The sequence below is a fragment of the Pseudomonas sp. H9 genome, assembly GCF_004353925.1.
In the GTDB taxonomy this organism is placed as follows: domain Bacteria; phylum Pseudomonadota; class Gammaproteobacteria; order Pseudomonadales; family Pseudomonadaceae; genus Aquipseudomonas.
This window is the reverse complement of the sequence record NZ_SMOK01000007.1, coordinates 28,649-53,141: the sequence shown is the minus strand read 5'-3', so window position 1 is coordinate 53,141 and position 24,493 is coordinate 28,649. Positions and strand designations below refer to the sequence as shown.

General features: G+C 59.2%; 16 protein-coding genes. 10 read left to right on the top strand and 6 right to left on the bottom strand.

Translation table 11 applies throughout. From position 1 onward, the window contains the following. Positions 1–99: 99 nt before the first annotated feature. Positions 100–537 carry a hypothetical protein gene (locus E1573_RS05050; RefSeq protein ID WP_133211237.1) on the bottom strand — a complete coding sequence of 146 codons (438 nt, stop codon included), beginning with the start codon at positions 535–537 and terminating at the stop codon, positions 100–102. On the opposite strand from E1573_RS05050, the gene trmL reads away from it, so the two are divergent. Beyond that, positions 536–991: a tRNA (uridine(34)/cytosine(34)/5-carboxymethylaminomethyluridine(34)-2'-O)-methyltransferase TrmL gene (gene trmL / locus E1573_RS05045; protein WP_133211235.1), complete on the top strand. Its 456-nt coding sequence runs from the start codon at positions 536–538 to the stop codon at positions 989–991. The two genes, E1573_RS05050 and trmL, sit on opposite strands and share 2 nt — an antisense overlap. 124 nt (positions 992–1,115) lie before the next feature. Here the strand turns inward: trmL and secB are convergent, their stop codons facing one another. From secB to E1573_RS05030, 3 genes are read right to left on the bottom strand one after another with little or no spacing between them, the layout of a single operon-like run. Continuing rightward, the gene (gene secB, locus E1573_RS05040; protein ID WP_133211233.1) at positions 1,116–1,604 is read right to left on the bottom strand and encodes a protein-export chaperone SecB; all 489 of its coding nucleotides are present in this window, start codon (positions 1,602–1,604) and stop codon (positions 1,116–1,118) included. Between the two features lie 41 nt (positions 1,605–1,645). Continuing rightward, complete coding sequence (gene grxC / locus E1573_RS05035) at positions 1,646–1,900, bottom strand: glutaredoxin 3 (RefSeq protein WP_133211231.1); 255 nt, start codon at positions 1,898–1,900, stop codon at positions 1,646–1,648. A 1-nt stretch (position 1,901) separates the two neighbouring features. Next, positions 1,902–2,318 (bottom strand): rhodanese-like domain-containing protein, encoded by a 417-nt coding sequence (locus tag E1573_RS05030; RefSeq protein ID WP_133211229.1) that lies wholly within the window; start codon positions 2,316–2,318, stop codon positions 1,902–1,904. Positions 2,319–2,533: 215 nt separating this feature from the next. Here E1573_RS05030 and gpmI point away from each other — a divergent pair, with 215 nt between their 5' ends. The 4 genes from gpmI to E1573_RS05010 all read left to right on the top strand — a co-directional run bounded on the left by gpmI (position 2,534) and on the right by E1573_RS05010 (position 7,708). Then, the gene (gene gpmI / locus E1573_RS05025) at positions 2,534–4,069 is read left to right on the top strand and encodes a 2,3-bisphosphoglycerate-independent phosphoglycerate mutase (RefSeq protein WP_133211227.1); all 1,536 of its coding nucleotides are present in this window, start codon (positions 2,534–2,536) and stop codon (positions 4,067–4,069) included. 160 nt (positions 4,070–4,229) lie between these two features. Then, entirely contained in the window at positions 4,230–5,513 is a 1,284-nt protein-coding gene (locus E1573_RS05020) for a murein hydrolase activator EnvC (RefSeq protein WP_218568360.1), read from the top strand. A 90-nt stretch (positions 5,514–5,603) separates the two neighbouring features. Then, the gene (locus tag E1573_RS05015; protein ID WP_133211223.1) at positions 5,604–6,926 is read left to right on the top strand and encodes a S41 family peptidase; all 1,323 of its coding nucleotides are present in this window, start codon (positions 5,604–5,606) and stop codon (positions 6,924–6,926) included. A gap of 8 nt (positions 6,927–6,934) precedes the next feature. Next, a complete protein-coding gene (locus tag E1573_RS05010; RefSeq protein ID WP_133211221.1) occupies positions 6,935–7,708 on the top strand; it encodes a divergent polysaccharide deacetylase family protein in 774 nt (257 codons plus the stop codon). Between the two features lie 6 nt (positions 7,709–7,714). Here E1573_RS05010 and E1573_RS05005 read toward each other — a convergent pair whose 3' ends face one another. Then, a complete protein-coding gene (locus E1573_RS05005) occupies positions 7,715–12,421 on the bottom strand; it encodes a dermonecrotic toxin domain-containing protein (RefSeq protein ID WP_133211219.1) in 4,707 nt (1,568 codons plus the stop codon). 225 nt (positions 12,422–12,646) lie between these two features. Continuing rightward, positions 12,647–14,650, bottom strand: coding sequence for a BCCT family transporter (locus E1573_RS05000; RefSeq protein WP_133211217.1), 2,004 nt, complete (start codon positions 14,648–14,650; stop codon positions 12,647–12,649). A gap of 421 nt (positions 14,651–15,071) precedes the next feature. On the opposite strand from E1573_RS05000, the gene betI reads away from it, so the two are divergent. The 5 genes from betI to mscK all read left to right on the top strand — a co-directional run bounded on the left by betI (position 15,072) and on the right by mscK (position 24,435). After that, positions 15,072–15,737: a transcriptional regulator BetI gene (gene betI / locus E1573_RS04995; protein WP_133211215.1), complete on the top strand. Its 666-nt coding sequence runs from the start codon at positions 15,072–15,074 to the stop codon at positions 15,735–15,737. A gap of 30 nt (positions 15,738–15,767) precedes the next feature. After that, a complete protein-coding gene (betB, locus tag E1573_RS04990; protein ID WP_133211213.1) occupies positions 15,768–17,240 on the top strand; it encodes a betaine-aldehyde dehydrogenase in 1,473 nt (490 codons plus the stop codon). 153 nt (positions 17,241–17,393) lie between these two features. After that, positions 17,394–19,085: a choline dehydrogenase gene (gene betA, locus E1573_RS04985; RefSeq protein WP_133211211.1), complete on the top strand. Its 1,692-nt coding sequence runs from the start codon at positions 17,394–17,396 to the stop codon at positions 19,083–19,085. Between the two features lie 210 nt (positions 19,086–19,295). Next, positions 19,296–21,038 carry a potassium/proton antiporter gene (locus E1573_RS04980; RefSeq protein ID WP_133211209.1) on the top strand — a complete coding sequence of 581 codons (1,743 nt, stop codon included), beginning with the start codon at positions 19,296–19,298 and terminating at the stop codon, positions 21,036–21,038. A gap of 40 nt (positions 21,039–21,078) precedes the next feature. Further along, positions 21,079–24,435 carry a mechanosensitive channel MscK gene (gene mscK / locus E1573_RS04975; protein WP_133211207.1) on the top strand — a complete coding sequence of 1,119 codons (3,357 nt, stop codon included), beginning with the start codon at positions 21,079–21,081 and terminating at the stop codon, positions 24,433–24,435. Positions 24,436–24,493 lie beyond the last annotated feature (58 nt).

Genomic DNA, 24,493 nt, shown 5'->3' with positions numbered 1-24,493 from the left:
ATTTCACTGACTGAAACAAAACTGGCACACACTCTGCATTAGTATCAGTACTTCCAGTTTTGGGGGCCTTGGTACAGGCAGGCCGGGGATTCCCCTCTTTTATTCGCGCAGGCGCACCTGCACTCGCCAGCGCCCATCGTCCTCTGCACCGGCCCAGTTGCCGTGCAGGGGACGAGCAGCCACTAGGGTCACCAGCAACCCACCATCACTTTTCTGAACCCGCCAGCTGACAGGCTTGCCGTGTTGCTGTAACTGGCCGCGCGCCGCCCTGCCTTCGGCATCAAACAGCAACGCCAGCGTGCCATCGACTTCTTCGCCATGCAGCTTGGGCTCTTCGTTGAATAACAGGTCCAGCCCGCCCTCCACGACCTGCACCTGCTCCAGCACCCGGGGCTCCGGCGCGGTCAGGCGCCCGATCATCAGGCCGACCAACATGCCGAAGATCGCCAACGAAAACAGCACACGTGGCCATTGTTGCGAACGCACGTCGGGTTCAGGAGTAGAATGCTCGCCATCTTTATGCTCGGAGCCGTGCATGTTTCACGTCATCCTCTTCCAACCAGAGATTCCACCGAATACTGGCAACATTATAAGGCTCTGCGCCAACAGCGGCTGCGACTTGCACCTGATCGAACCCATCGGTTTCGAGCTGGATGACAAGCGCTTGCGCCGTGCCGGGCTGGACTACCACGAGTACGCCACCCTCAAGCGCCACGCCGACCTTGCCAGCTGCCTGGAAAGCCTGGGGCAACCACGCCTGTTCGCCTTTACCACCAAGGGCTCGCACCCCTATCACGAGACCGCCTACCAGCCGGGTGACGCCTTTCTGTTCGGCCCGGAAAGCCGTGGCCTGCCCGCCGAAGTGCTCGACAGCCTGCCGCCCGAGCAGCGCCTGCGCCTGCCTATGCGGCCGGGATGCCGGAGCTTGAATCTGTCTAATACCGTGGCGGTGACGGTGTATGAGGCCTGGCGCCAGCAAGGGTTTGCCTGATTTTTATCGCGGGGCAAGCCCGCTCCCACCAGGATTACCAAGACCCTGTGGGAGCGGGCTTGCCCCGCGATCGAACCCATGAAAAAAGCGCCCATCGGGGCGCTTTTTCAGTTCCGCATAACGCTTATTGCAGCGAAGGCGCTTCGCCTGCTTCCTGCATGCGTTGCATTTCTTGCGCGTACAGGGCATCGAAGTTAACCGGCGACAGCATCAGCGCCGGGAACGAGCCACGGGTCACCAGGCTGTCCAGCGCTTCGCGTGCGTACGGGAACAGGATGTTAGGGCAGAACGCACCCAGAGTGTGGCTCATGGAAGCGGCGTCGAGATTCTTGATCAGGAAGATACCGGCCTGCTGAACTTCAGCAATGAACGCCACTTCGTCGCCGTTCTTCACTGTGACCGACAGGGTCAGGACGACTTCGTGGAAGTCGCCTTCCAGGGCTTTCTGCTTGGTGTTCAGGTCCAGGGCAACGCTGGGTTCCCACTGCTGACGGAAGATCGCCGGGCTTTTCGGCGCTTCGAACGACAGGTCGCGCACATAGATGCGCTGCATCGAGAACTGAGGGGTGCTTTCGTCGGCTGCAGCAGCGTCGTTGTTCTGTTGGTCAGTCATGACAGATCCTTCTTTGCAGGGTCTTTAATAGGGGTTCTGGTTCAAGCCTTGAGCAGGCCGTCGAGTTTACCCGCACGCTCAAGGGCGTAAAGGTCGTCGCAACCGCCCACGTGGGTGCTACCAATCCAGATCTGTGGCACCGAGGTGCGGCCGGCCTTCTGGCTCATCTCGGCGCGCACTTGCGGCTTGCCATCGACCTTGATCTCTTGGAACGCCACGCCTTTGCTCTGCAGCAGGTGCTTGGCGCGCGAGCAATAAGGGCAGTAGTCACTGGAGTAGACGATGACGTCGCTCATTTCACTTCACCAACGGCAGGTTATCGGCTTTCCAGCTCGACACGCCACCGGACAGTTTGGCAGCGGTGAAACCAGCTTTCAGCAGCTCACGGGCCGTGGTACCAGCGTGCTGACCCATGGCATCGACCACGATCAGGGTCTTGTTGGCTTTGTGCTTTTCCAGCTCGCCGATACGGGCAGCGAACTTGTCCTGCGGAATGTTCAGGGCGCCAACGATATGACCAGCGGCATAGTCTTTGGTCGAACGAATATCGATCACCAGGCCTTTTTCGCTATTGACCAGTGCGGTCAGCTCGCCAGTGCTCAGGCTGCGTCCGCCTTTGCGCGCTTCGGTAACGATCAGCAGCACCAGCAGAACGACGAAGGTACCAACCAGCAAATAGTGATTTGTTGCGAATTCAATCAGGTGAGCAACCATCGGAGGGTGTTCCAGGCCATTAAAAATGTCGGCCAGTATACACAGCCCCCAAGGTCGGCCAAAGCCCGCCCGACCGGCTTGTCGCCAGTAATTCTCATCTACCCCGTGCAGCCCGTCGGCCAATGCCTGTTGGCGAACAAGGTAAATTCGTCATTCATGGCCTATTTGCCCTAAAATGCGTGTCTTTATCATCTGAACAACCGTGAGTTCTATTGATGACAAGCACGCCTAAGCCTTTGGTCCTGATCATCCTGGATGGTTTCGGTCACAGCGAAAGCCACGAATACAACGCCATTTATTCGGCCAACACGCCGGTCTACGATCGCCTGCGCTCCACCCAACCGCACGGCTTGATCTCCGGCTCCGGCATGGACGTCGGCTTGCCTGACGGGCAGATGGGCAACTCTGAGGTCGGCCACATGAACCTCGGTGCCGGCCGCGTGGTGTACCAGGACTTCACCCGGGTCACCAAGGCCATCAAAGACGGCGAGTTCTTCGACAACACCGTACTGTGCGGCGCGGTCGACAAGGCCGTCGGCGCTGGCAAGGCCGTGCATATCCTCGGCCTGCTGTCCGATGGCGGCGTGCACAGCCACCAGGACCACCTGATCGCCATGGCCGAACTGGCCGCACAGCGTGGTGCCGAGAAAATCTACCTGCACGCCTTCCTCGACGGCCGTGACACCCCACCCAAAAGCGCGCAATCGTCCATCGAACTGCTCGATGCCACCTTCGCCAAACTGGGCAAGGGCCGCATCGCCAGCCTGATCGGCCGTTACTACGCCATGGACCGCGACAATCGCTGGGACCGCGTATCGGCTGCCTACAACCTGATCGTCGACAGCGTTGCTGAATACACCGCCGACAGCGCCCTGGCGGGCCTTGAAGCGGCTTACGCCCGCGATGAAAGCGACGAATTCGTCAAAGCTACGCGCATCGGCGAAGCGGTGAAGGTTGAAGACGGCGATGCCGTGATCTTCATGAACTTCCGCGCCGACCGCGCACGAGAGCTGTCGCGTGTATTCGTCGAGGCCGACTTCAATGAATTCCCACGTGCCCGCCTGCCGAAACTGGCAGCCTACATCGGCCTGACCCAATACTCGGCGAAAATCCCGGCCCCCGCAGCCTTCGCGCCTGGCAGCCTGAACAACGTACTCGGCGAGTACCTGGCCAAGAACGGCAAGACTCAGCTGCGTATTGCCGAAACCGAGAAGTACGCTCACGTTACTTTCTTCTTCTCCGGCGGTCGTGAAGAACCGTTCGAAGGCGAAGAGCGCATCCTGATCCCGTCGCCCAAGGTCGCCACCTACGATCTGCAGCCAGAGATGAGTGCACCGGAAGTCACCGATCGCATTGTCGAAGCCATTGAGCAACAGCGCTACGACGTCATCGTGGTCAACTACGCCAACGGCGACATGGTCGGCCACAGCGGCGTGTTCGAAGCAGCGGTCAAAGCTGTCGAAGCCCTGGACCTGTGCGTTGGCCGTATCGTCGAAGCCCTCGACAAAGTGGGTGGCGAAGCGCTGATCACTGCCGACCACGGTAACGTCGAGCAAATGGAAGATGCCTGCACCGGCCAGGCGCACACCGCTCACACCACTGAGCCGGTGCCGTTCATCTATGTGGGTAAACGTAACCTGCAAGTCCGCGAAGGCGGTGTGCTGGCCGACGTGGCGCCGACCATGCTCAAGCTGCTGGGCCTGGAAAAGCCGGCAGAAATGACCGGTACGTCAATTCTGATAGACGCCTAAAGCGTAAGCGGCAAGCTTCAAGCGGCAAGAAACAGCGGGCTCACGCTCACTTTTCTTGCCGCTTATGGCTTGCCGCTTGCAGCTTCCGACTAAAGCCGTTTTTTTTGGCGCTTATGGCGGGCATACTAGGCCAGTCTCTATCCCTGGTGTCGCCCACTCCATGTTTCGCGCCCTGATCGTTCTAGCCTTGTCTTGCCTGCTCAGTCCGGCGTTTGCCGACGAGCGCGCGCAAACCCAGCAGCAACTCGACGCCACGCGTCAGGACATTGCCGAGCTGAAAAAAATGCTTGGCCAGTTGCAGCAGGAAAAATCCGGTGTGCAGAAAGACCTGCGCAGTACTGAAACCGATATCGGTAAGCTGGAGAAGCAGGTGGAGGCCCTGCAGCAGGAACTAAAAAAGACCGAGGGCGAGCTGGAGCGCCTTGATCACGAGAAAAAAAAACTCCAGAGCGCCCGCGTTGAACAACAACGCCTGATTGCAATCCAGGCCCGTTCGGCCTACCAGAACGGCCGCGAGGAATACCTCAAGCTGCTGCTCAACCAGCAGAACCCGGAAAAATTCGCCCGGACCCTGACCTATTACGACTACCTGAGCCAGGCGCGCATGGCGCAGCTACGCAGTTTCAACGAAACCTTGCGCCAGCTGGCCAACGTCGAGCAAGAGATCAACCTGCAGCAGGCCCAACTGCTGGCCCAGCAAGGCAACCTTGACGCCCAGCGCCAAGAACTTGAAAAGGTTCGTGCCGAGCGTCAGCAGGTTCTCGCCAAGCTCAACAACGACGTCAAGGCACGCGACCAAAAGCTGCAAGCCCGTGAGCAAGACCAGGCCGACCTGACCAAAGTCCTCAAGACCATCGAGGAAACCCTGGCCCGCCAGGCACGCGAAGCCGAGGCGGCGCGTCAAAAGGCCCTGCTTGCAGCTCAGGAAGCAGAGAAACAACGCCAGCGCCAAGCGTTGGCTGCCAGCAACGACGCACCGAGCAAGCCCAAGCCCATGCCCGGCCCACTGGTTTCCAGCAGTGGTGAAACCTTCGGCGGAGCTTTTTCTTCGGCGCGGGGAAAACTTCCATGGCCCGTTAATGGTCGATTACTGGCCCGCTTTGGTGAAAGCCGCGGTGGTGATTCGCGGGCGAAGTGGGATGGTGTCATGATCAGCGCCTCGCCCGGCAGCCAAGTACGTGCCGTGCATGGTGGCCGCGTGGTGTTCGCCGACTGGTTGCGCGGCGCTGGACTTCTGGTCATTCTCGACCATGGTAATGGTTACCTGAGCCTCTACGGCCATAACCAGAGCCTGCTCAAGAGCGCCGGAGACGTCGTCAAGGCCGGTGAGGCCATCTCCACCGTCGGCAATAGCGGTGGCCAGGACAGCTCAGGGCTGTACTTCGCCATCCGCCAGCAAGGTCGCCCAAGCGACCCCGCACAATGGTGTCGTGCCCAGGGATAGGTACCACCCCCTATTTGACGGCATCGCGTGATATTCACGCGGTGCCGAAGCTCCAGCCGGAGCGCTACCAGGATCAGGAGTTCGTTCGACATGCTGCATTCGCCTCGCCTCACCTCACTGGCCCTGACCATCGCTGTGGTCCTTGGCGCGCCTCTGGCCCTGGCGGCCGAGCCGACCAAACCGACCACCGTGCCGGCCACGACGGTGTCGCCAACGACCAAGGCGCCACTGCCACTTGAAGAACTGCGCACATTCGCCGAGGTCATGGACCGGATCAAGGCCGCTTATGTCGAACCTGTAGACGACAAGACCCTGCTGGAAAACGCCATCAAAGGCATGCTCAGCAACCTTGATCCACATTCCGCCTACCTCGGCCCGGAAGACTTCCAGGAACTGCAAGAAAGCACCAGCGGCGAGTTTGGCGGCCTGGGCATCGAAGTCGGCATGGAAGACGGTTTCGTCAAAGTCGTGTCGCCGATCGATGACACCCCGGCCTCGCGCGCTGGGATCGAGGCCGGTGACCTGATCGTCAAAATCAACGGCCAGCCTACCCGCGGCCAGACCATGACCGAAGCCGTCGACAAGATGCGCGGCAAGATCGGCGAGAAGATTACCCTGACCCTGGTTCGCGACGGCGGTACCCCCTTTGACGTGACCCTCGCCCGGGCAGTCATTCAGGTCAAGAGCGTGAAGAGCCAACTGCTCGAAGACGGCTACGGCTACATTCGTATCACCCAGTTCCAGGTTAAAACCGGTGAAGAAGTCGGCAAGGCGCTGGCCAAGCTGCGTAAAGACAACGGCAAGAAGCTACGTGGCCTGGTCCTCGACCTGCGCAACAACCCCGGTGGCGTACTGCAATCGGCGGTTGAAGTGGCCGACCATTTCCTGACCAAAGGCCTGATCGTCTATACCAAAGGCCGCATCGCCAACTCCGAACTGCGCTTCTCTGCCGACCCGGCCGACGCCAGCGAAGGCGTGCCAATGGTCGTGCTGATCAACGGTGGCAGCGCTTCGGCTTCCGAGATTGTCGCCGGCGCCTTGCAAGATCAGAAGCGTGGCGTATTGATGGGCACCGACAGCTTCGGCAAGGGCTCCGTGCAAACGGTTTTGCCACTGAACAACGACCGCGCACTCAAGCTGACCACCGCGCTGTACTACACCCCGAACGGTCGCTCGATTCAGGCCCAAGGCATCATTCCGGACATTGAAGTGCGCCAGGCCAAGCTGACGGCTGAAGTCGACAACGAGAACTTCAAAGAAGCCGACTTGCAAGGCCACCTGGGCAACGGCAACGGCGGCGCCGACCGCCCAACCGGTAGCACCAAGCGCAAAGAGCGCCCGCAGGATAATGACTTCCAGCTCAGTCAGGCCTTGAGCCTGCTCAAAGGCCTGAGCATTACCCACAGCAAGTGACCCCCTGCATGCGTTACCTGCTGTGTGTTGTGTTGTACCTGTTGAGCGCTGCTGCGATGGCGGCACCCGCCCAACAGGGCAAGGCTTACATGACTGTGATCATCGACGACCTGGGCCAGAACGTGGCCCGGGACAGTCGCACCTTGGCCCTGCCCGGCCCGGTCACCCTGGCGATCATGCCCGACACCCCGCACTCCAGCGAATTCGCCCGCCAGGCCCACAAAGCCGGCAAAACGGTGATCCTGCACATGCCCATGGACCCGGCCACCGGCCCCTATGCCTGGCACCCCGGCGCGCCGGTGCCCGAACTGGCCGCACGCCTGGATGCAGCCTTGGCCAAAGTGCCTTACGCCGCTGGTATCAACAACCACATGGGCAGCCGCATGACCTCACAACCAGAGCCGATGGCCTGGCTGATGAACGAGCTGCAGCGTCGCCACCTGTTCTTTGTCGACAGCCGCACCAGCGCCGCCACCGTGGCTGCAGCCAAAGCCCAGGCAATCGGCCTTGCGCATGTTTCACGAGATGTGTTCCTTGATGATGTGCGCACGCCCGAGGCCATTGCCGGGCAGTTGCAGCAGGGTGTCGAGCTGGCCCGCAAACAAGGCTCAGCCGTATTGATCGGCCACCCTTATCCACAAACCCTCGATGTACTGGAACGTGAAATGCCCCGGCTCAAACGCCAGGGCATCGAGTTGATCACGATTGGGCAAATGATTGGCGAACGCAGTAATCAGGCCATGCCCGCGCATGGCAGCCATGGCCTTTACCGCAATCGCTGAGAGGGCTCAATCGAAAGGAATCACCCCTTCAACATCGCTTAACACCAGATTACCTCGATACACCTGCACCAACTCCCGCGAGTTGCTGCGCACCGCCTCCATCATCGTCCTGCGCCCCATCAGTCGCTGCGACCAGATTTTCAGGTGGCCTTTGGCAAACTGTCGCCCCGGCACTTGCGTATCACGGTAGTGAAAATGCGCTTCCCAAATCGATGTCCCTTTCTCGTTATCCCGTGAAGGCAAGCGTTTAACTTCATAAACGTCCAGATAATCGTCGTCTGCTAGTTGCTTACGCGTGACAGTACGAGCGATGGCGATTTTCTTCTCCTTGAACAGGTAACGAAGACCGGCCGCAGTCGGATGGCTAGTCGTCAGGTAATAACTGCTCAACAGTTCCACCTGGGTGTCTTCCAGCCGTTGGATAGCATCGCTTACCTGCGTACCGAACTCGCTTGCGATACCCGTGCTGTCCAGGGCCGAAGCTGCAGCCTTGAGTTGATCGACATGCCCTTCGATCACCGATTGCATACCAATCGGTTCATTGCTGCCGATGTACTGCTTGGCCAGCTTGAGAATGGATTCAACCTGGCCAAGTTTGGCTTTGGCATTTGCACGAGCGGTACCCACATCTCTGGAATTGGGCACCAGCGGTACTTCTTCGGAGGGCTCTTCTACCTGCTCCACCCAAACATCATCTTGCTGGCTGAACGTCTTCAACACTTTGTCGCTGTTGGGGTCTTTCTGTTGCACGACATTGACGCCGTTGACCTCCACTTCTTCACCGATAATGCTGCGCCCTTTACCGGTTTGAACAACGCGATGCTTGCCTTTGCGACGTTCGTACAAGCGGGTCTTGGTGGGGACCGTATCGGAAAGTTCCGAAGCGCGAATCGCCACAGCAAGATCTTCCTCTGCCGAGAGGATCATGCTGTTGAGCACCTCCTGATACTGCTTCAGCGGTTCGGCGCTGATGGCTTCTCCGCCTGTTTCACTGAGGTACGCGGCATGGCTCTGGGCGCTTTGGTACTCCTTCAACGTACTGGTCAATACGTTGATCTGGTCCCCGACAGGCAGGTCGAGTACAGCCAATTCGCCATGCGAGCTCCCTGCGCTGGTCAACTCGCTGTTCCATAGCTTGTCGTGGTTCTGCAGGAGAATCTCTTCATCGACAGCCGCACGCCGATTCATGCTCAGCTCCGCCAGGTCGTCGAGCAGCCCCAATTGCAAATCGTTTTGAGTGAGGTTGCGCTGCTCGATTAAATGATTTAACTGCGCGTGCTTGCTTTGGTGTATTTCTCCCGGACGAGTTTCGAATGTGATTTCGACATCCTTGAGCGTGTCGGCCAACAGTGTATCCAGGTTTTTTGACGTCCAGACAAGGTCAAACCGTAGCCTTACGGAACTCTCCACCAATGAATGTACGTAATCATACTGCTTGAGTTCCGCCTCACCGACAGGCTTTGCGACCATGTCATCGATCAATTTCTGCACATTGATTTGACGGACCGTTTGGGCCGTTTCGTTGTAAAACGCTACGCAGTTATCGATGGTTTCCTGCCGAACTGAACTGCGCTCAGCTTTTACAATCACACTCAGTTCCTGCCGGGCGAACTTGGGCTGAACCATGTCCGACAACACATTATCGAGCTTCAGATTAACTTTGATCAGTGCTTTAAGGTCCTCCATAGCCTGCAGCTTGGACGACAGGACATCTTTTTCAGCCAGTTCAATTTTTTTATCGAATGCCTCTATCAAGGCAGTGCTGGCCGGGTTGCCTAACGCTTTTTCCCTTTGAACTCTAAGCTTTACAACGTGCTCCTCACGCTCGCCCCAGAGGGTTCTACTCAGCTGGAAACCATCTGCAATACCATTGCGTTCTGCGACAAGGGAGCTCTGCTGCCTATGGTACTCATCAAACTCCTTTTGGTTATCTTTCCTGGTTTGCTCGGCGCGACGTTTCGGCCCTCCCCCCAACAAGCGCAAACCCGCATCAATCCGCCATTGCCCCTGTTGAAACTGCAGCCACGGGCCGAAGGTTCCGTTTGCATCAACCACCCGCGTGCCTAGCTCAGACACCTCAACGCGGTACACATCGCCGGCCAGTTTTGCGTAATGAACCCCCTCGACGGTATACAAACCACGAGTACTACCCGACTCGATCGGTTGCACATCATTCAGAGAAACATCTGAACGCAGGGCAAGCAGCGACTTTCGCTGCTCAGTTGCAAGGGCCTGCAGCCCATGTGGGGCGCGCCATGAGAAATCCAACTGCATACCTTCGCGCGCAGCCAGCGCACCGGGTAAGCCTTGCTTCCCCTGTGTAGGAACCACGCTCGCGGGGAGAAGCTCAAAATGCAGTGGTGCAGGGTCATTCACCCCGGGAGGTCCAGACAAGCGGGCGGCGGGCGGCGGGTTCAGTCTTGGTAGCCGCGCGTGGAAGATGGCCAAGCCCATATTCATGACCAAGTCGACCACCGCTGCCGATTTTTCAAAAGCGCTGCCTTGCGTCAATGCCGACACATCCGCCTGCAGACTTTCAATGGTCTGCGTCAGCCAGGCGACGGTCGCCACGGGCCCACGTAGCAGCAGCGTGGCCACGTTGAACAACAGCCAGGCGCCTTTAATAAGAAGCTTCCAATGGCTCTCGGCATCAGATACCGACTGACGGTCGGCCAGCTCGATCAGCAAATCACGATTGGCCATGTACAACTTCACATCAACATCGATTCGCCAGAACTGCACGTCAAAGCTTACCGGCTCAACGGGCTCCGGCAGCAGCGACGTATCGATGATCGGCCGCCCCAGGTGCGGTTCACTGAAACCGCCGTTGTCATAGACACTGCGAGCCTCTGGTGCCAGCCATTCCAGGATGCTCTCTTGCAACGCTCCTGTTGCACCTATCGCCTCCATCATCGCATCGAGGCTGGCAAATTCCGTGAGTGCCTCAGCGGGGTACAACGGTCGATACAACAGCACCAGAGAGGGATCGGTCGAAAACAGCACATACATACCACTGACCAAATCCGCCTCACTGGCATCCGGTTCACGCTTGAACGCCAAAGGCATCAGCATAATGGCCGGGGCATGTGGGTCTACATTGCCATGACTGAAGTCATACACACATTGCAGCCCGTCCTCAGTCAACGTACCGCCCAACCTGGCCCTCAATGCGCTGAACAACAAAGAGCAACGCCATTCCCGAGCAAAACGAGTAACCCGTTGCGCCCGCGTATCAGGGTCGTCCAGCTTTTGCGCGACGTAGCGCGGATACCGACCGCCGATATCAACCTGCTCGACCAGGGATTTGACGTAGTCAACAGTCATCCAATCCATGATCAACTGACCTTTGGTGTGTTCAATGGCGGTGACGACCGCACCGTTGAGCGAGCTGAGATTACCTATGGCAAATGCTGTCAGGGTCATGGTGCTGGTTTCCACCACACCCCCTCCGACGCCCGCCCCTGCGCCGCCTGGATTCCCCCTGGCAACCGTCAGCGTCAGCAGCAGATCGTCCGAAAAGTAATTAGCGTCGACTGGATGATCGGCCAGCATTTGTGCCCGCAATTGCTGGCTGGCGTAGCTGTGCAGATCGAGCACATCATCGAGGGCCGATTCGCCTGTGGATTCAGCCTGGGCCAGGGCGAGTTCAAACAGCGCACACTGGTAAGCAAAACTGTCACTCGCTGAAGCCGCTACCAAGCCCGGTGGTAGAACAGCGCTGACTTCACTGACAGCAATGTACCCATTGATGAACCACTGCGACGGATCAGCCAACGCCGCATACAACAGCTCCAACTCATCCACGTCTGCCAATCGCGAAGCACTCACCTGTTCTACGGCATCAAGCATGATGTTGAGCATCAATGCCGCTTGCTGAGAAAAGACATCGCCTTCCAGCTCATATCGATTCCAGCTCATCGACTCGAAGCGTGAATGCTCAGCCATTTCATCCCGTAGCGCCAAAGCAAATTGGTCGAGCGAGTCGAAAGCCTTTACCACGCTCGAAGGAGCGCACCACAGCACCACGGTGCGCTCATCCCACTCAGCGACCAGTAGTAGGCTCGGCAGTATGCGCAGCACGCTCTCACCGGCTGCCGTGAGTTGCACCTCGACGCTGTACACGCTGGGGCGCTGGCTACCTCCCCGCAGCAGTCCATAAATGCGGGCCTGTTGTTGCGTGTCCAGGTTTTGCAGCGGCAAATTGCGCAGCAGAGCGGACTTCAGTGTTTGTTGCAGCCAGCGATCGCGGCTGACACCGACACTTGAGGTTTCCCCCCAGTAATCAAGCTGAGCTTGCTGAAACAGGTAGGGCAACTCCAGCAGGAGTTCGTTGACCTCATCGGTAATGCCTTTTAACCCAATGTACTCAAAACCGTCGCTGCCCTCTAACCGATAGGGCTCAGGGAAGGTCAGGCCATGCTCCCGATCATGCAGGGTTTCCAGGTTCAGTGCTTTTCCATCCAGCACCGCCTGCAACAGGATCGGCACTAGCGGCTCTCGCGACCAAGAGCCCGTATCCTGAGGCACCATCAACTGCAGAGGTTCTGCATCGGTAAGAGCGGGTTGGACTGTCGCGAGGACGGGATGGCGCTCTACAAGTAGCGCCAGAATTTTTTCAGAGGCCAGCTGACGCAGGGTCGGGCGGCTGGCAAATTGCATCGCTACAGCGTGTTTGAAATCCTTCAAGGGAAGGTCGAGAACGTGGCTGCTCATAAACGTAAGGCTCCTTACTAACGGTAAGCGCCCACGCTATTCACTTGTCCATGTGCAGCGGTGCTACATATTGCTGGCATTGACTCTCAGAGCGGTAGGAGCGGGCTTGCCCCGCGATTGCGACGTGACTGACAAACTGCAATCGCGGGGCAAGCCCGCTCCTACCGGTGAAAAGCAAAACGCCCGATGCAGTGCATCGGGCGTTCAAGGCCTATCGGGTGCAGGTCAGCTGTAGACCCGGCCCAACAATTGGCGATGGCTTTCGAACTGGTCGAGCACATCACGGGTGATCTGTTCAGGCGTAAAGCCCATCAGGTCGTATTCCTGGCTACCGCTCTGCAGGTAAACCTCGGCACGGTAGAAGCGCTGACGCACTTCGCTTTCACCTTCGACCGGGGCTTCGCTTGGCGCGGCCAGGTAACCGTCCAGGCTCACCTCGTACACAAACGGATTGCCCTCTTCCATCATGACCCGCAGGCCCATGGTCGAACGCGATTGCCCCACCCGGGTCTCCACCTCGACACCCAGGGTTTGCAGTTGCACAGCCGCTTCCTTGAGTGCCGGGGTAACCTGCTTGTCCATGAAGCGCTGCACCATCGCCTGGGTCGGCTGCAGATCCAGCTGGCTCAGGCGCTCGCTGAAACCACGACGGCCACGAGCGGCCAACTCGGCTTGCTCCTGCTCAATCTGGCTGTCTTGCTTCATGGCCTTGTACAGGCCGAACATGAACAACACCAGTACCACCGAGAATGGCAGCCCGGCCAGCACCACCATCGTCTGCATGGCAGCAAAGTTACCGGCGAACAGCAGACCAATGGTCACCAACGTGATCACCACCGACCAGAACACGACCATCCAGTGCGGCGCGTCTTCGTCGACTTGACCACCTTTGCACGACAGGTTGGCCATCATCACCGCGCCAGAGTCGGCCGGGGTGAGGAACAACACGAAACCAACGAACACCGCTACACCAATGACAATCTTGGCCGCCGGGAAGAATTCCAGCAGTTGATAGATCGACATCGACGGTTGCTCGAGCGCGGTCTTACCCAGCTCCACGGCGCCATGGTTCATCACCAGGTCCAACGCGGTGTTGCCGAAGATCGACAGCCAGGCCAAGGTGAAGCCCAACGGAATCAGCAGCACGCCGGCAACCAGTTCACGCACGGTGCGGCCCTTGGAAATACGGGCGATGAACATGCCGACGAACGGGCCCCAGGAAATCCACCATGCCCAGTAGAACACGGTCCACAGGCCCAGCCAGCGTTCAGACTTGCCCGCCTCGCTTTCGTAGACATAGAGATCAAAGGTCTTCAGCACGATACCGTTGAGGTAGTCACCGATGTTCTGTACGAAACCGTTGAGCAGGTGCAGGGTGTCACCGGCTAGCAGAACAAAGAAAAGCAGGCCACTGAACAGAATGATGTTCAGGTTGGACAAACGACGGATGCCGTTTTCTACGCCGGAAACTGCGGCGACGGTGGCCACGCCAGCCATGACCAGAATCACGATCAGCAGGTTGGTCTTGCTGTTGTCCATGCCGAACAGGTATTCCAGGCCCGAGGCCACCTGCATCGAACCGATGCCCAAGTTGGTCACCAGCCCCAGCAACGTCACGAACATGCCGAAGATGTCCACCGCGTGGCCGGCGCCGCCCTTGACCCAGCGCTCGCCCATCAGCGGATAAAGCGCCGAACGCAGTGCCAGCGGCTGGTTATGACGGTAGGCGAAGTAGCCCACAGCCAAACCTACCAGGGCGTAGATCGCCCAGCCGTGCAGCCCCCAGTGAAGGAAGGTCAGCTGCAAACCCTGGCGTGCAGCCTCGGCAGTGGCCGAAGCACCTTCTGGTGGGTTGAAGTAGTGATCCAGCGGCTCGGAGGCACCGAAGTACAGCAGTGAAATGCCAATACCAGAGGAGAACAACATGCCGGCCCAAGCGCCGTAGCTGAAGTCTGGTTTGTCATCCTTGCCGCCAAGCTTGAGCTTGCCGAAATTGGAGAAGGCAATGGTGATCACGAACAACAGGTAGCCGCCAATCACCAGCATGTAATACCAGCCGAAGCTGCGTGTCAGCCAGGTCTGGGCGACGTTGAGCACTTCGCCGGCTTTGTCAGGAACAGCGATAAGCAAGGCAGTCAGTACAAGGATCAGCAACGCGGAAGTGATGAACACCACGCTATTGACCCGGACCCTCTCGGTGGGGGTCTTGATTAGGGAGGCAGAACTCATTGCACATTTGCTCCGGGCAGTGCGAGAGAAACGAAAACAACCTGGCCCTGAGCAAATGGTGCAATAGCCCCACTGCATCAGGTGTTATAAAAGCACCTTGAAAAACCGTGATCCCGAATCGATTGCGTTGAAATAAAACCGATCAAAAGCCCCGCTCCGAGGGTTGCCCTTGCGGTCACAAACCGCTCGGCTGATCGTCTCAACGCGCCGCTTACACCCGTCAACACCTTGTATTCCGGGGGTTCCACGTCTTTTTGGGGTGCCAATTTGGGCCACCTGACTTAGGAAATTTCCTGTCAATGGCACAGATTGTCGCAGAGCTTATTCTTTGTTGATTGAACGTTCAATCAAAACAAAATAGACTGGCCTTCGCCGAGGCAGCCGCTCGTCGACTGCTCGCAGGCCTGAGGAGATTTGCAAAATGCCCAAGGTCGGTATGCAACCCATTCGTCGCCAGCAGTTGATCGAAGCCACATTGCTGGCCATCGACCAGGTCGGAATGGGTGACGCCAGCATTGCGCTGATCGCCCGTTTGGCCGGTGTGTCGAATGGCATCATCAGTCACTACTTTCAGGACAAGAACGGCCTGATCGCAGCGACCATGCGGTACTTGATGAGCGTGCTGAACGAGAACGTCGCTGCCAACCGGCAGGCGCTCAAGGACAACAGCCCGCGCGCCCACCTGCAGGTGATCATCGAAGGTAACTTCGACGCCAGTCAGGTTAACGGCCCGGCAATGAAAACCTGGTTGGCCTTCTGGGCCTCCAGCATGCACCAGCCGTCTTTGCACAGGTTGCAGCGGATCAACGATCACCGCTTGTATTCCAACCTGTGCTGCCAGTTCCGACGCGCCCTGCCGTTGCCTCAGGCACGCAGCGCCGCCCGCGGCCTGGCAGCGTTGATCGACGGTCTGTGGCTGCGCGGTGCGCTGTCAGGAGACGCCTTCGACACCGACCAGGCGAAGCAAATCGCTTACGAATACATGGATCTACAACTGGCGAAACAGACGAGCCCGGACACACAACACCAGGCCTCTGAACCACTACGCGCCGCGAATGCCCAAACAGCAGGAGCGCCGCTCGGATAGCCAATAACACTATGCACTTGCGAGGACACTATGGCCCGTTTCGAACTGCAAAAACTCTACATTGATGGTGGTTATGTCGACGCTTCCAGCGACGCTACCTTTGACGCCATCAACCCGGCCAACGGCGAAGTCCTCGCCCAGGTGCAACGCGCCACCCAAGCAGACGTCGAGCGTGCTGTAGAAAGCGCTGAGCGCGGCCAGAAAGTCTGGGCCGCCATGACCGCCATGCAGCGTTCGCGCATCCTGCGCCGCGCTGTCGACATCCTGCGTGAGCGCAACGACGAACTGGCTGCCCTGGAAACCCTGGACACCGGCAAGTCCTACTCCGAAACCCGTTACGTCGACATCGTCACCGGTGCTGACGTGCTGGAATACTACGCAGGCCTGGTGCCAGCGATCGAAGGCGAGCAGATCCCGCTGCGCGACAGCTCGTTCGTTTACACCCGCCGCGAGCCACTGGGTGTGACCGTTGGTATCGGTGCCTGGAACTACCCGATCCAGATCGCCCTGTGGAAATCCGCCCCAGCCCTGGCTGCTGGTAACGCGATGATCTTCAAGCCAAGCGAAGTCACCTCGCTGACCACCCTAAAGCTGGCCGAGATCTACACCGAAGCTGGCCTGCCAGACGGCGTGTTCAACGTCCTGACCGGTAGCGGCCGTGAAGTCGGCACCTGGCTGACCGAGCACCCACGCATCGAGAAAGTCTCCTTCACCGGCGGTACCACCACCGGCAAGAAAGTCATGGCCAGCGCTTCGAGCTCGACCCTCAAAGAAGTCACCATGGAACTGGGCGGCAAGTCGCCACTGATCATCTGCGAAGACGCCGACCTCGATCGCGCCGCCGACATCGCCATGATGGCCAACTTCTACAGCTCGGGTCAGGTCTGCACCAACGGCACCCGCGTGTTCGTCCCAGCCTCGATGAAAGCGGCCTTCGAAGCCAAGATCGTTGAGCGCGTTGCCCGCATCCGCGTTGGCAACCCGGAAGACGAGAACACCAACTTCGGCCCACTGGTCAGCTTCGCGCACATGGAAAGCGTGCTGGGCTACATCGCTAAGGGCAAGGAAGAAGGCGCACGCGTACTGTGCGGTGGCGAGCGTCTGACCGACGGCGACTTCGCCAAAGGTGCGTTCGTGGCACCGACCGTGTTCACCGACTGCCGTGACGACATGACCATCGTCAAAGAAGAAATCTTCGGCCCAGTGATGAGCATTCTCTCCTACGAGAGCGAAGAAGAAGTCATCCGCCGCGCCAACGATACCGAATACGGCCTGGCCGCAGGCGTGTGCACCAACGACATCAGCCGCGCCCACCGCATCATCCACCAGCTGGAAGCCGGTATCTGCTGGATCAACGCCTGGGGCGAATCGCCTGCTGAAATGCCGGTTGGCGGCTACAAGCAGTCGGGTGTTGGCCGTGAAAACGGCGTGAGCTCGCTGGCTCAGTACACCCGCATCAAGTCCGTCCAAGTTGAGCTGGGTTCCTACAACTCGGTGTTCTGAAGCGACACGCTTCAAGCGGCAAGCTGCAAGTGAAGGCCGCGCGCATCGCGCTAGCCAGCACTTGCAGCTCTCACTCATTTGCCAGCCTCGCACGACCGCTTTTTCTTGCGGCTTGTAGCTTGAGGCTTGCAGCTGCTTTCGGAGAAAGCTTCCATGGAATTTGATTACATCATCGTCGGTGCCGGCTCTGCCGGTAACACCCTGGCGACCCGTCTGACAGAAGACGCAGGCGTCACTGTTCTGCTGCTCGAAGCCGGTGGCCCTGACTACCGCATGGACTTCCGCACCCAGATGCCAGCCGCCCTGGCCTTCCCGCTGCAGGGTCGACGCTACAACTGGGCCTACGAGACCGATCCAGAGCCGCACATGGATGGCCGCCGTATGGAATGCGGTCGCGGCAAGGGCCTGGGTGGCTCGTCGCTGATCAACGGTATGTGCTACATCCGTGGTAACGCCATGGACTTCGACGGCTGGGCAGAACTGCCAGGCCTGGAAGACTGGACCTACCTGGACTGCCTGCCGTACTTCCGCAAAGCGGAAACCCGCGACATCGGCGCCAACGACTACCACGGTGGTGAAGGCCCGGTCAGCGTGACCACGCCTAAGGCCGGCAACAACCCGCTGTTCCACGCCATGGTCGAAGCCGGTGTACAAGCGGGCTACCCGCGTACCGAAGACCTCAACGGCTACCAGCAGGAAGGCTTCGGCCCAATGGACCGTACCGTGACGCCTAAAGGCCGTCGTTCCAGCACCGCCCGTGGTTACCTGGACACCGCCAAGAAGCGTTCGACCCTGCACATCGTGACCCACGCCCTGACTGATCGCGTGCTGTTCGACGGCAAGCGTGCCGTTGGCGTGAGCTACCTGGTAGGTTCCAGCGAAGAGCGCGTGGAAGCCCGTGCACGTAAAGAAGTCATCGTCTGCAGCGGCGCCATCGCCTCGCCGCAGCTGCTGCAACGCTCCGGTGTCGGCCCGGCCGAACTGCTGAAGAGCCTCGACATTCCAGTGGTCCACGACCTGCCGGGCGTTGGCGAGAACCTGCAGGACCACCTGGAACTGTACCTGCAATACGCCTGCACCCAGCCGGTGTCCCTGTACCCATCGCTGCTCTGGTACAACCAGCCAGCTATCGGTGCCGAGTGGCTGTTCAACGGCACTGGCATCGGCGCCAGCAACCAGTTCGAGGCCGGTGGTTTCATCCGTACTCGTCCAGAGTTCAAATGGCCGAACATCCAGTACCACTTCCTGCCGGTTGCGATTAACTACAACGGCAGTAACGGTGTTCAGGAACACGGTTTCCAGGCTCACATGGGTTCGATGCGCTCGCCAAGCCGCGGTCGCATCCAGGCCAAGTCGAAAGACCCACGCCAGCACCCAAGCATCCTGTTCAACTACATGGCCACCGAGCAAGACTGGCAGGAGTTCCGTGACGGCATCCGCCTGACCCGTGAAATCATGGCCCAGCCTGCACTGGACGCTTACCGTGGTCGCGAGATCAGCCCTGGCGCTGACGTGCAGACCGACGAAGAGCTGGACAAGTTCATCCGCGAGCACGCCGAAACCGCGTTCCACCCATCCTGCTCGTGCAAGATGGGTACCGACGACATGGCCGTGGTCGATGGCCAGGGTCGCGTGCATGGTATGCAGGGTCTGCGCGTTGTCGACGCGTCGATCATGCCAATCATCATCACCGGTAACCTCAACGCCACCACGATCATGATCGCCGAGAAAATCTCCGACAAGATCCGTGGCCGTCAGCCGCTGCCGCGCAGCACTGCCAAGTACTACGTCGCCAATGACGCGCCGGTCAAAGGCAAGGCAATGCGTGAGGTCAAGCAGGCCTGATTGATCGCGGGGCAAGCCCGCTCCTACCGCTCTGTGGGAGCGGGCTTGCCCCGCGATAAGCCCCCCAAAAAAAGCACCTGCCCGGTGCTTTTTTTGTGCCTGCGATTAACCCTTTACAGCCCGCCAACCCCTCAGGTTAGAATCCTTGGCACGCGACCTGCTTATTCACAGCAAACCGCCCCCTTCCTGCTTTTCCCCGGAGTACTGCCTTTGGATGCGTCCACCATCAATAGCCTGTTCTTGATCGGCGCATTGCTGGTAGGTGCAAGTATTCTGGTCAGCTCACTGTCATCACGACTGGGCATCCCGATCCTGGTCATCATCCTCGCCGTTGGCATGTTGGCTGGCGTGGATGGCGGCGGCATCATCTTCAACAATTACCCAACCGCTTATCTGGTGGGCAACCTTGCGTTGGCTGTCATTCTTCTCGACGGCGGCTTACGCACACGTGTCGCCAGTTTCCGCGTCGCCCTCTGGCCGGCGCTGTCGCTGGCCACCGTAGGTGTGCTGATCACCACCGGATTGACCGGTATGGTCGCCGCCTGGCTGTTCAACCTGAGCCTGATCCAGGGCCTGTTGATCGGCGCGATTGTCGGCTCTACCGACGCGGCTGCGGTGTTCTCTTTGCTTGGCGGAAAAGGCCTGAACGAACGGGTCACCGCGACCCTGGAGATCGAGTCGGGCAGTAACGACCCGATGGCGGTGTTTCTCACTGTCACCCTGATCGACATGATCGCCAGCGGCCAGACCGGCCTGCACTGGAGCCTGCTCACCCACTTGCTGCGCGAATTCGGCATCGGCGGCCTGATGGGCCTGGGTGGCGGTTGGTTGATGCTGCAACTGGTCAACCGCATCAACCTTGCGGGCGGCTTGTACCCTATTCTGGTGATCGCCGGTGGACTGGTGGTGTTCTCCCTGACCAACGCCCTGCATGGCAGTGGCTTCCTCGCCGTTTACCTGTGCGGTCTGGTATTGGGCAACCGCCCGATCCGCAGCCGCCACGGCATTTTGCACATGCTCGACGGCATGGCCTGGCTGGCGCAAATCGGCATGTTCCTGGTGCTGGGCTTGCTGGTCACCCCGCACGATTTGCTCCCCATCGCCCTGCCCGCGCTGGGCCTGGCGCTGTGGATGATCGTCTTTGCCCGCCCCCTGTCGGTGGTGGCAAGCCTGCTGCCGTTCAAGGCCTTCCACGGCCGGGAAAAGGCCTTTATCTCGTGGGTGGGTTTACGCGGCGCGGTACCGATCATTCTCGCTGTGTTCCCGTTAATGGCCGGGCTGCCGGACGCTCAGCTGTTCTTCAACCTGGCGTTCTTTATCGTGCTGGTATCGCTGTTGGTGCAAGGCACCAGCCTGCCGTGGATGGCCAAGCTGCTCAAGGTCACCGTACCGCCAGATCCTGCACCCATCTCGCGTTCCGCACTGGAAGTGCACATCACCAGCGAGTGGGAGCTGTTCGTTTATCGCCTCGGTGCAGAAAAATGGTGCATCGGTGCTGCCCTGCGTGAGCTGAAAATGCCCGAAGGTACCCGCATCGCGGCGCTGTTTCGTGGCCAACAACTGCTCCATCCGTCGGGAAGTACCACCCTCGAAGTCGATGATCTGCTGTGCGTCATCGGCCACGAACACAATTTGCCGGCCCTCGGAAAGCTGTTCAGCCAGGCGCCACAACGCGGTCTTGATTTGCGCTTCTTTGGTGACTTTGTGCTCGAAGGTGACGCAGAACTGGGGGCTGTAGCGGCGTTGTACGGTTTGCAGCTCGACGGCCAAGACCCTCAAATGCCGCTCAGCCGCTTCATCGCTCAGAAAGTTGGCGGTGCGCCGGTGGTCGGTGACCAGATCGAATGGAACAACACACTATGGACGGTGGCGGTGATGGACGGGAACAAGATCCAGAAAGTGGGCGTCAAATTCCCCGAAGGTACTCGACCCGGCCCTGGGTTGTTCCTTTAAACTCAAAACTTCGCCCTCTGGTTGTATGAATTTTCTGCCTATGTCACTGCGCACCTCCATATGCGCAGCCCTGCTCGGGCTGTGCCTGTCACTCTCCTTCGCCTGGGCGGCAGAGCCGCCGACCCGCGCCTCCGTTCAGCACAGCCTCGACAAGATCGCCGAGCGCAAGCTGCCTGAAGCGGAGCAGAAGGCGCTTCAACAAGTGCTGGAAAAGACCTTGAGCTTTATCGGCACTCAGGAAGACAGCGAGAAGAAGCTCGTTGCACTCAAGCAACAGTTGGCCGATGCGCCACGCAAGACCACCGAAAGCCAACGCGAACTGGACAAGCTCAATCAGAGCAAAGTGGTGCCAGTGGCACAGCGCTATGCCGCGCTGAGCGTACCGCAGCTTGAGCAATTACTGGCCGAGCGCACCACCGAGCAAGGGGAACTGCAAAAGGCTCTGTCTGAAGCCAACAGCCTGACCATCACCTCGCAAACCCGCCCGGAGCGGGCGCAAGCGGAAATCAGTGCCAACCAGACCCGCGCCCAGCAAATCAACAGCAGTCTGAAGCTCGGCAAGGATGGCGGCAAGCCGCTGACAGCGGATGTGCGCAACCAACTCAATGCCGAACTGGCGGCGATCAACGCCGTGACCCTGCTGCGCCGCCAAGAGCTGGCCGGCAACAGCCTGCTGCAAGACCTGGGCAACGCCCAGCACGACCTGTTGATCGAGCGCGCAACACGCCTGGAGCAAGAAATTCAGGACATGCAGACGCTGATCAACCAGAAGCGTCTGGCGCAGTCTCAACAGACCGTTACCGAACAGTCCCTCGAAGCGCAGAAAGCTGGGGGCAGTACCCTGCTGGCCACTGAAAGTGCCGCCAACCTCAAGCTGTCCGACTACCTGCTGCGCAGCACAGACCGCCTCAACGAACTGACCCAGCAGAACCTCAAGACCAAACAACAGCTGGACAGCCTCACCCAGGCCGACCAGGCCCTGGATGAACAGATCAGCGTGCTCAAAGGCAGCCTGCTGCTGTCCAAGATCCTCTACAAACAGAAGCAGGCCTTGCCGCACCTGAAGGTCGACCGCAACCTGGCCGACCAGATCGCTGACATCCGCTTGTATCAGTTCGAGATCAACCAACAGCGCGAAACCATCACCAGCCCCAGCAACTACGTCGACAAGCTGCTCGCCAATCAACCTGAAGAACAGGTCACGCCACAGCTGCGCAAAGCCTTACTGGAAGTGGCGATCACCCGCAGTGACCTGCTGGAGCGCCTTAACCGTGAACTGAGCGCGCTGCTCAACGAATCGATCACGCTGCAGTTGAACCAGAAACAGTTGCTCAGCACCTCTCAGAGTTTGCGCAACACCCTTGATGAGCAAATGTTCTGGATTCCGAGCAACAAGCCGCTGGACCTGGAATGGCTGCAGACCGTGCCTGAGCGCCTGCAAAAGCAGTTGGTCAGCTTGCCGTGGGGCTCTGGGATCAAAGAACTGGGCGATGGTCTGGTTCAGCGTCCGCTGCTGTTCCTGCCCTTGTTGCTGTTAATCGGCGCCCTGCTGTGGCGACGCAAATACCTGTATGAGCGTCTGAGCAGGGTTCACAAGGACGTTGGCCACTTCAAGCGTGACAGCCAGTGGCACACCCCTCAGGCGATCCTGATCAACATCCTCCTGGCCCTGCCAGTGAGCCTGGGTCTGGCCTTGTGCGGTTTTGCCCTGCAGATCGACGCTCGCGGGCAAAACGCTAACCTCGGCGCCGCCTTGTGGCAAATCGCCCAAGCCTGGATGGTGTTCTACACCGCGTACCGCGTACTGGCCCCGGGTGGCGTGGCCGAGCTGCATTTCCGCTGGGACAAACCGCAAGTCGAATTCCTGCGCCGCTGGATTCGCCGCCTGGGCGCCGTGGTACTGGCACTGGTAGGCGTAGTAGCTGTAGCCGAGCATCAACCTTCAGCCCTGGCCGACGACGTGCTCGGTATCGGCGTGGTGCTGGCGTGCTATGCCTTGATGACCTGGTTGCTCAGCCGCTTGCTGCTCAGCAGCCCGGCGCACCGCAACACCTCTCTGTTCCGCAAAGCTGTCGGTGTGGCGTTCACCGCCTTGCCGATCGCCCTGTTCATCGCCGTGTGCTTTGGCTACTACTACACCGCCCTGAAGCTTACTGACCGCCTGATCGACACCCTGTACCTGCTGATGTTCTGGTTGGTGATCGAAGCCGCCTTCGTCCGCGGCCTGGCAGTCGCTGCTCGGCGGCTGGCTTACCAGCGGGCACTGAGCAAGCGTCAGGCCACCACCAAGGAAGGCTTGGATGGCGAAGTCACAGTCGAGGAGCCAACCCTCGACATCGAACAAGTCAACCAGCAGTCCTTGCGCCTGATTCGCCTGGCCCTGCTCGGCGGCTTCATCGGCGCACTGTACTGGGTCTGGTCCGACCTGATCAGTGTGGTGGCCTACCTCGACAACATCACCCTGTACGAGTACACCAGCGGCACCGGTGCCAGCATGAGCATGGTACCGATCAGCCTCAGCGACATGCTCGGCGCTCTGGTGATCATCGGCATTACCTTCGCCCTGGCGCGCAACCTGCCCGGCTTGCTCGAAGTACTGGTGCTGTCACGCCTGAACCTGGCCCAAGGCAGCGCCTACGCCACTACCACGCTGCTGTCGTACGTGATCGCCGGGGTTGGCTTCGTCTCCACCCTCTCGGCCCTCGGCGTCAGCTGGGACAAACTGCAGTGGCTGGTTGCAGCACTGTCGGTAGGCCTGGGCTTCGGCATGCAGGAGATCTTCGCTAACTTCATCTCCGGCATCATGATCCTGTTCGAGCGCCCGGTGAGGATCGGCGACACCATCACCATCGGCAACCTGTCGGGTACGGTGAGCAAGATTCGTATCCGCGCCACCACCATTACCGACTTCGACCGTAAAGACATCATTGTCCCGAACAAGACGTTCATCACCGGGCAACTGATCAACTGGTCGCTGACCGACACCATCACCCGCGTCACCCTCAAGCTGGGTGTCGACTATGGCTCGGACCTGGATCTGGTGCGGACCCTGTTGCTCAAGGCCGCTAACGACAACCCACGGGTGCTCAAGGAACCGGAGCCGATTGTCTACTTCCTGAACTTCGGTGAAAGCACCCTGGACCATGAGCTGCGCATGCACGTGCGTGACCTGGGTGACCGCAACCCGGTGCTCGATGAGATCAACCGCTTCATCAACAAGGAATTCAAGAAGCAGCAGATCAACATCTCGTTCCGGCAGATGGAGATCTACCTGAAGAACATGCAGGGTCAGGAATACAAAATGGTCCCGATTGAGACCATGGACAGGACGGTAAGCGTCAACAAGCCTCTGGGTGACGACGAACAGCCGAACGCAACACCCGGCAAACCCGCCTGACTGGACTAAGACGGCCATACCCTTGCAGAATGATCGGATATTCTGCTGGAGATGGCCG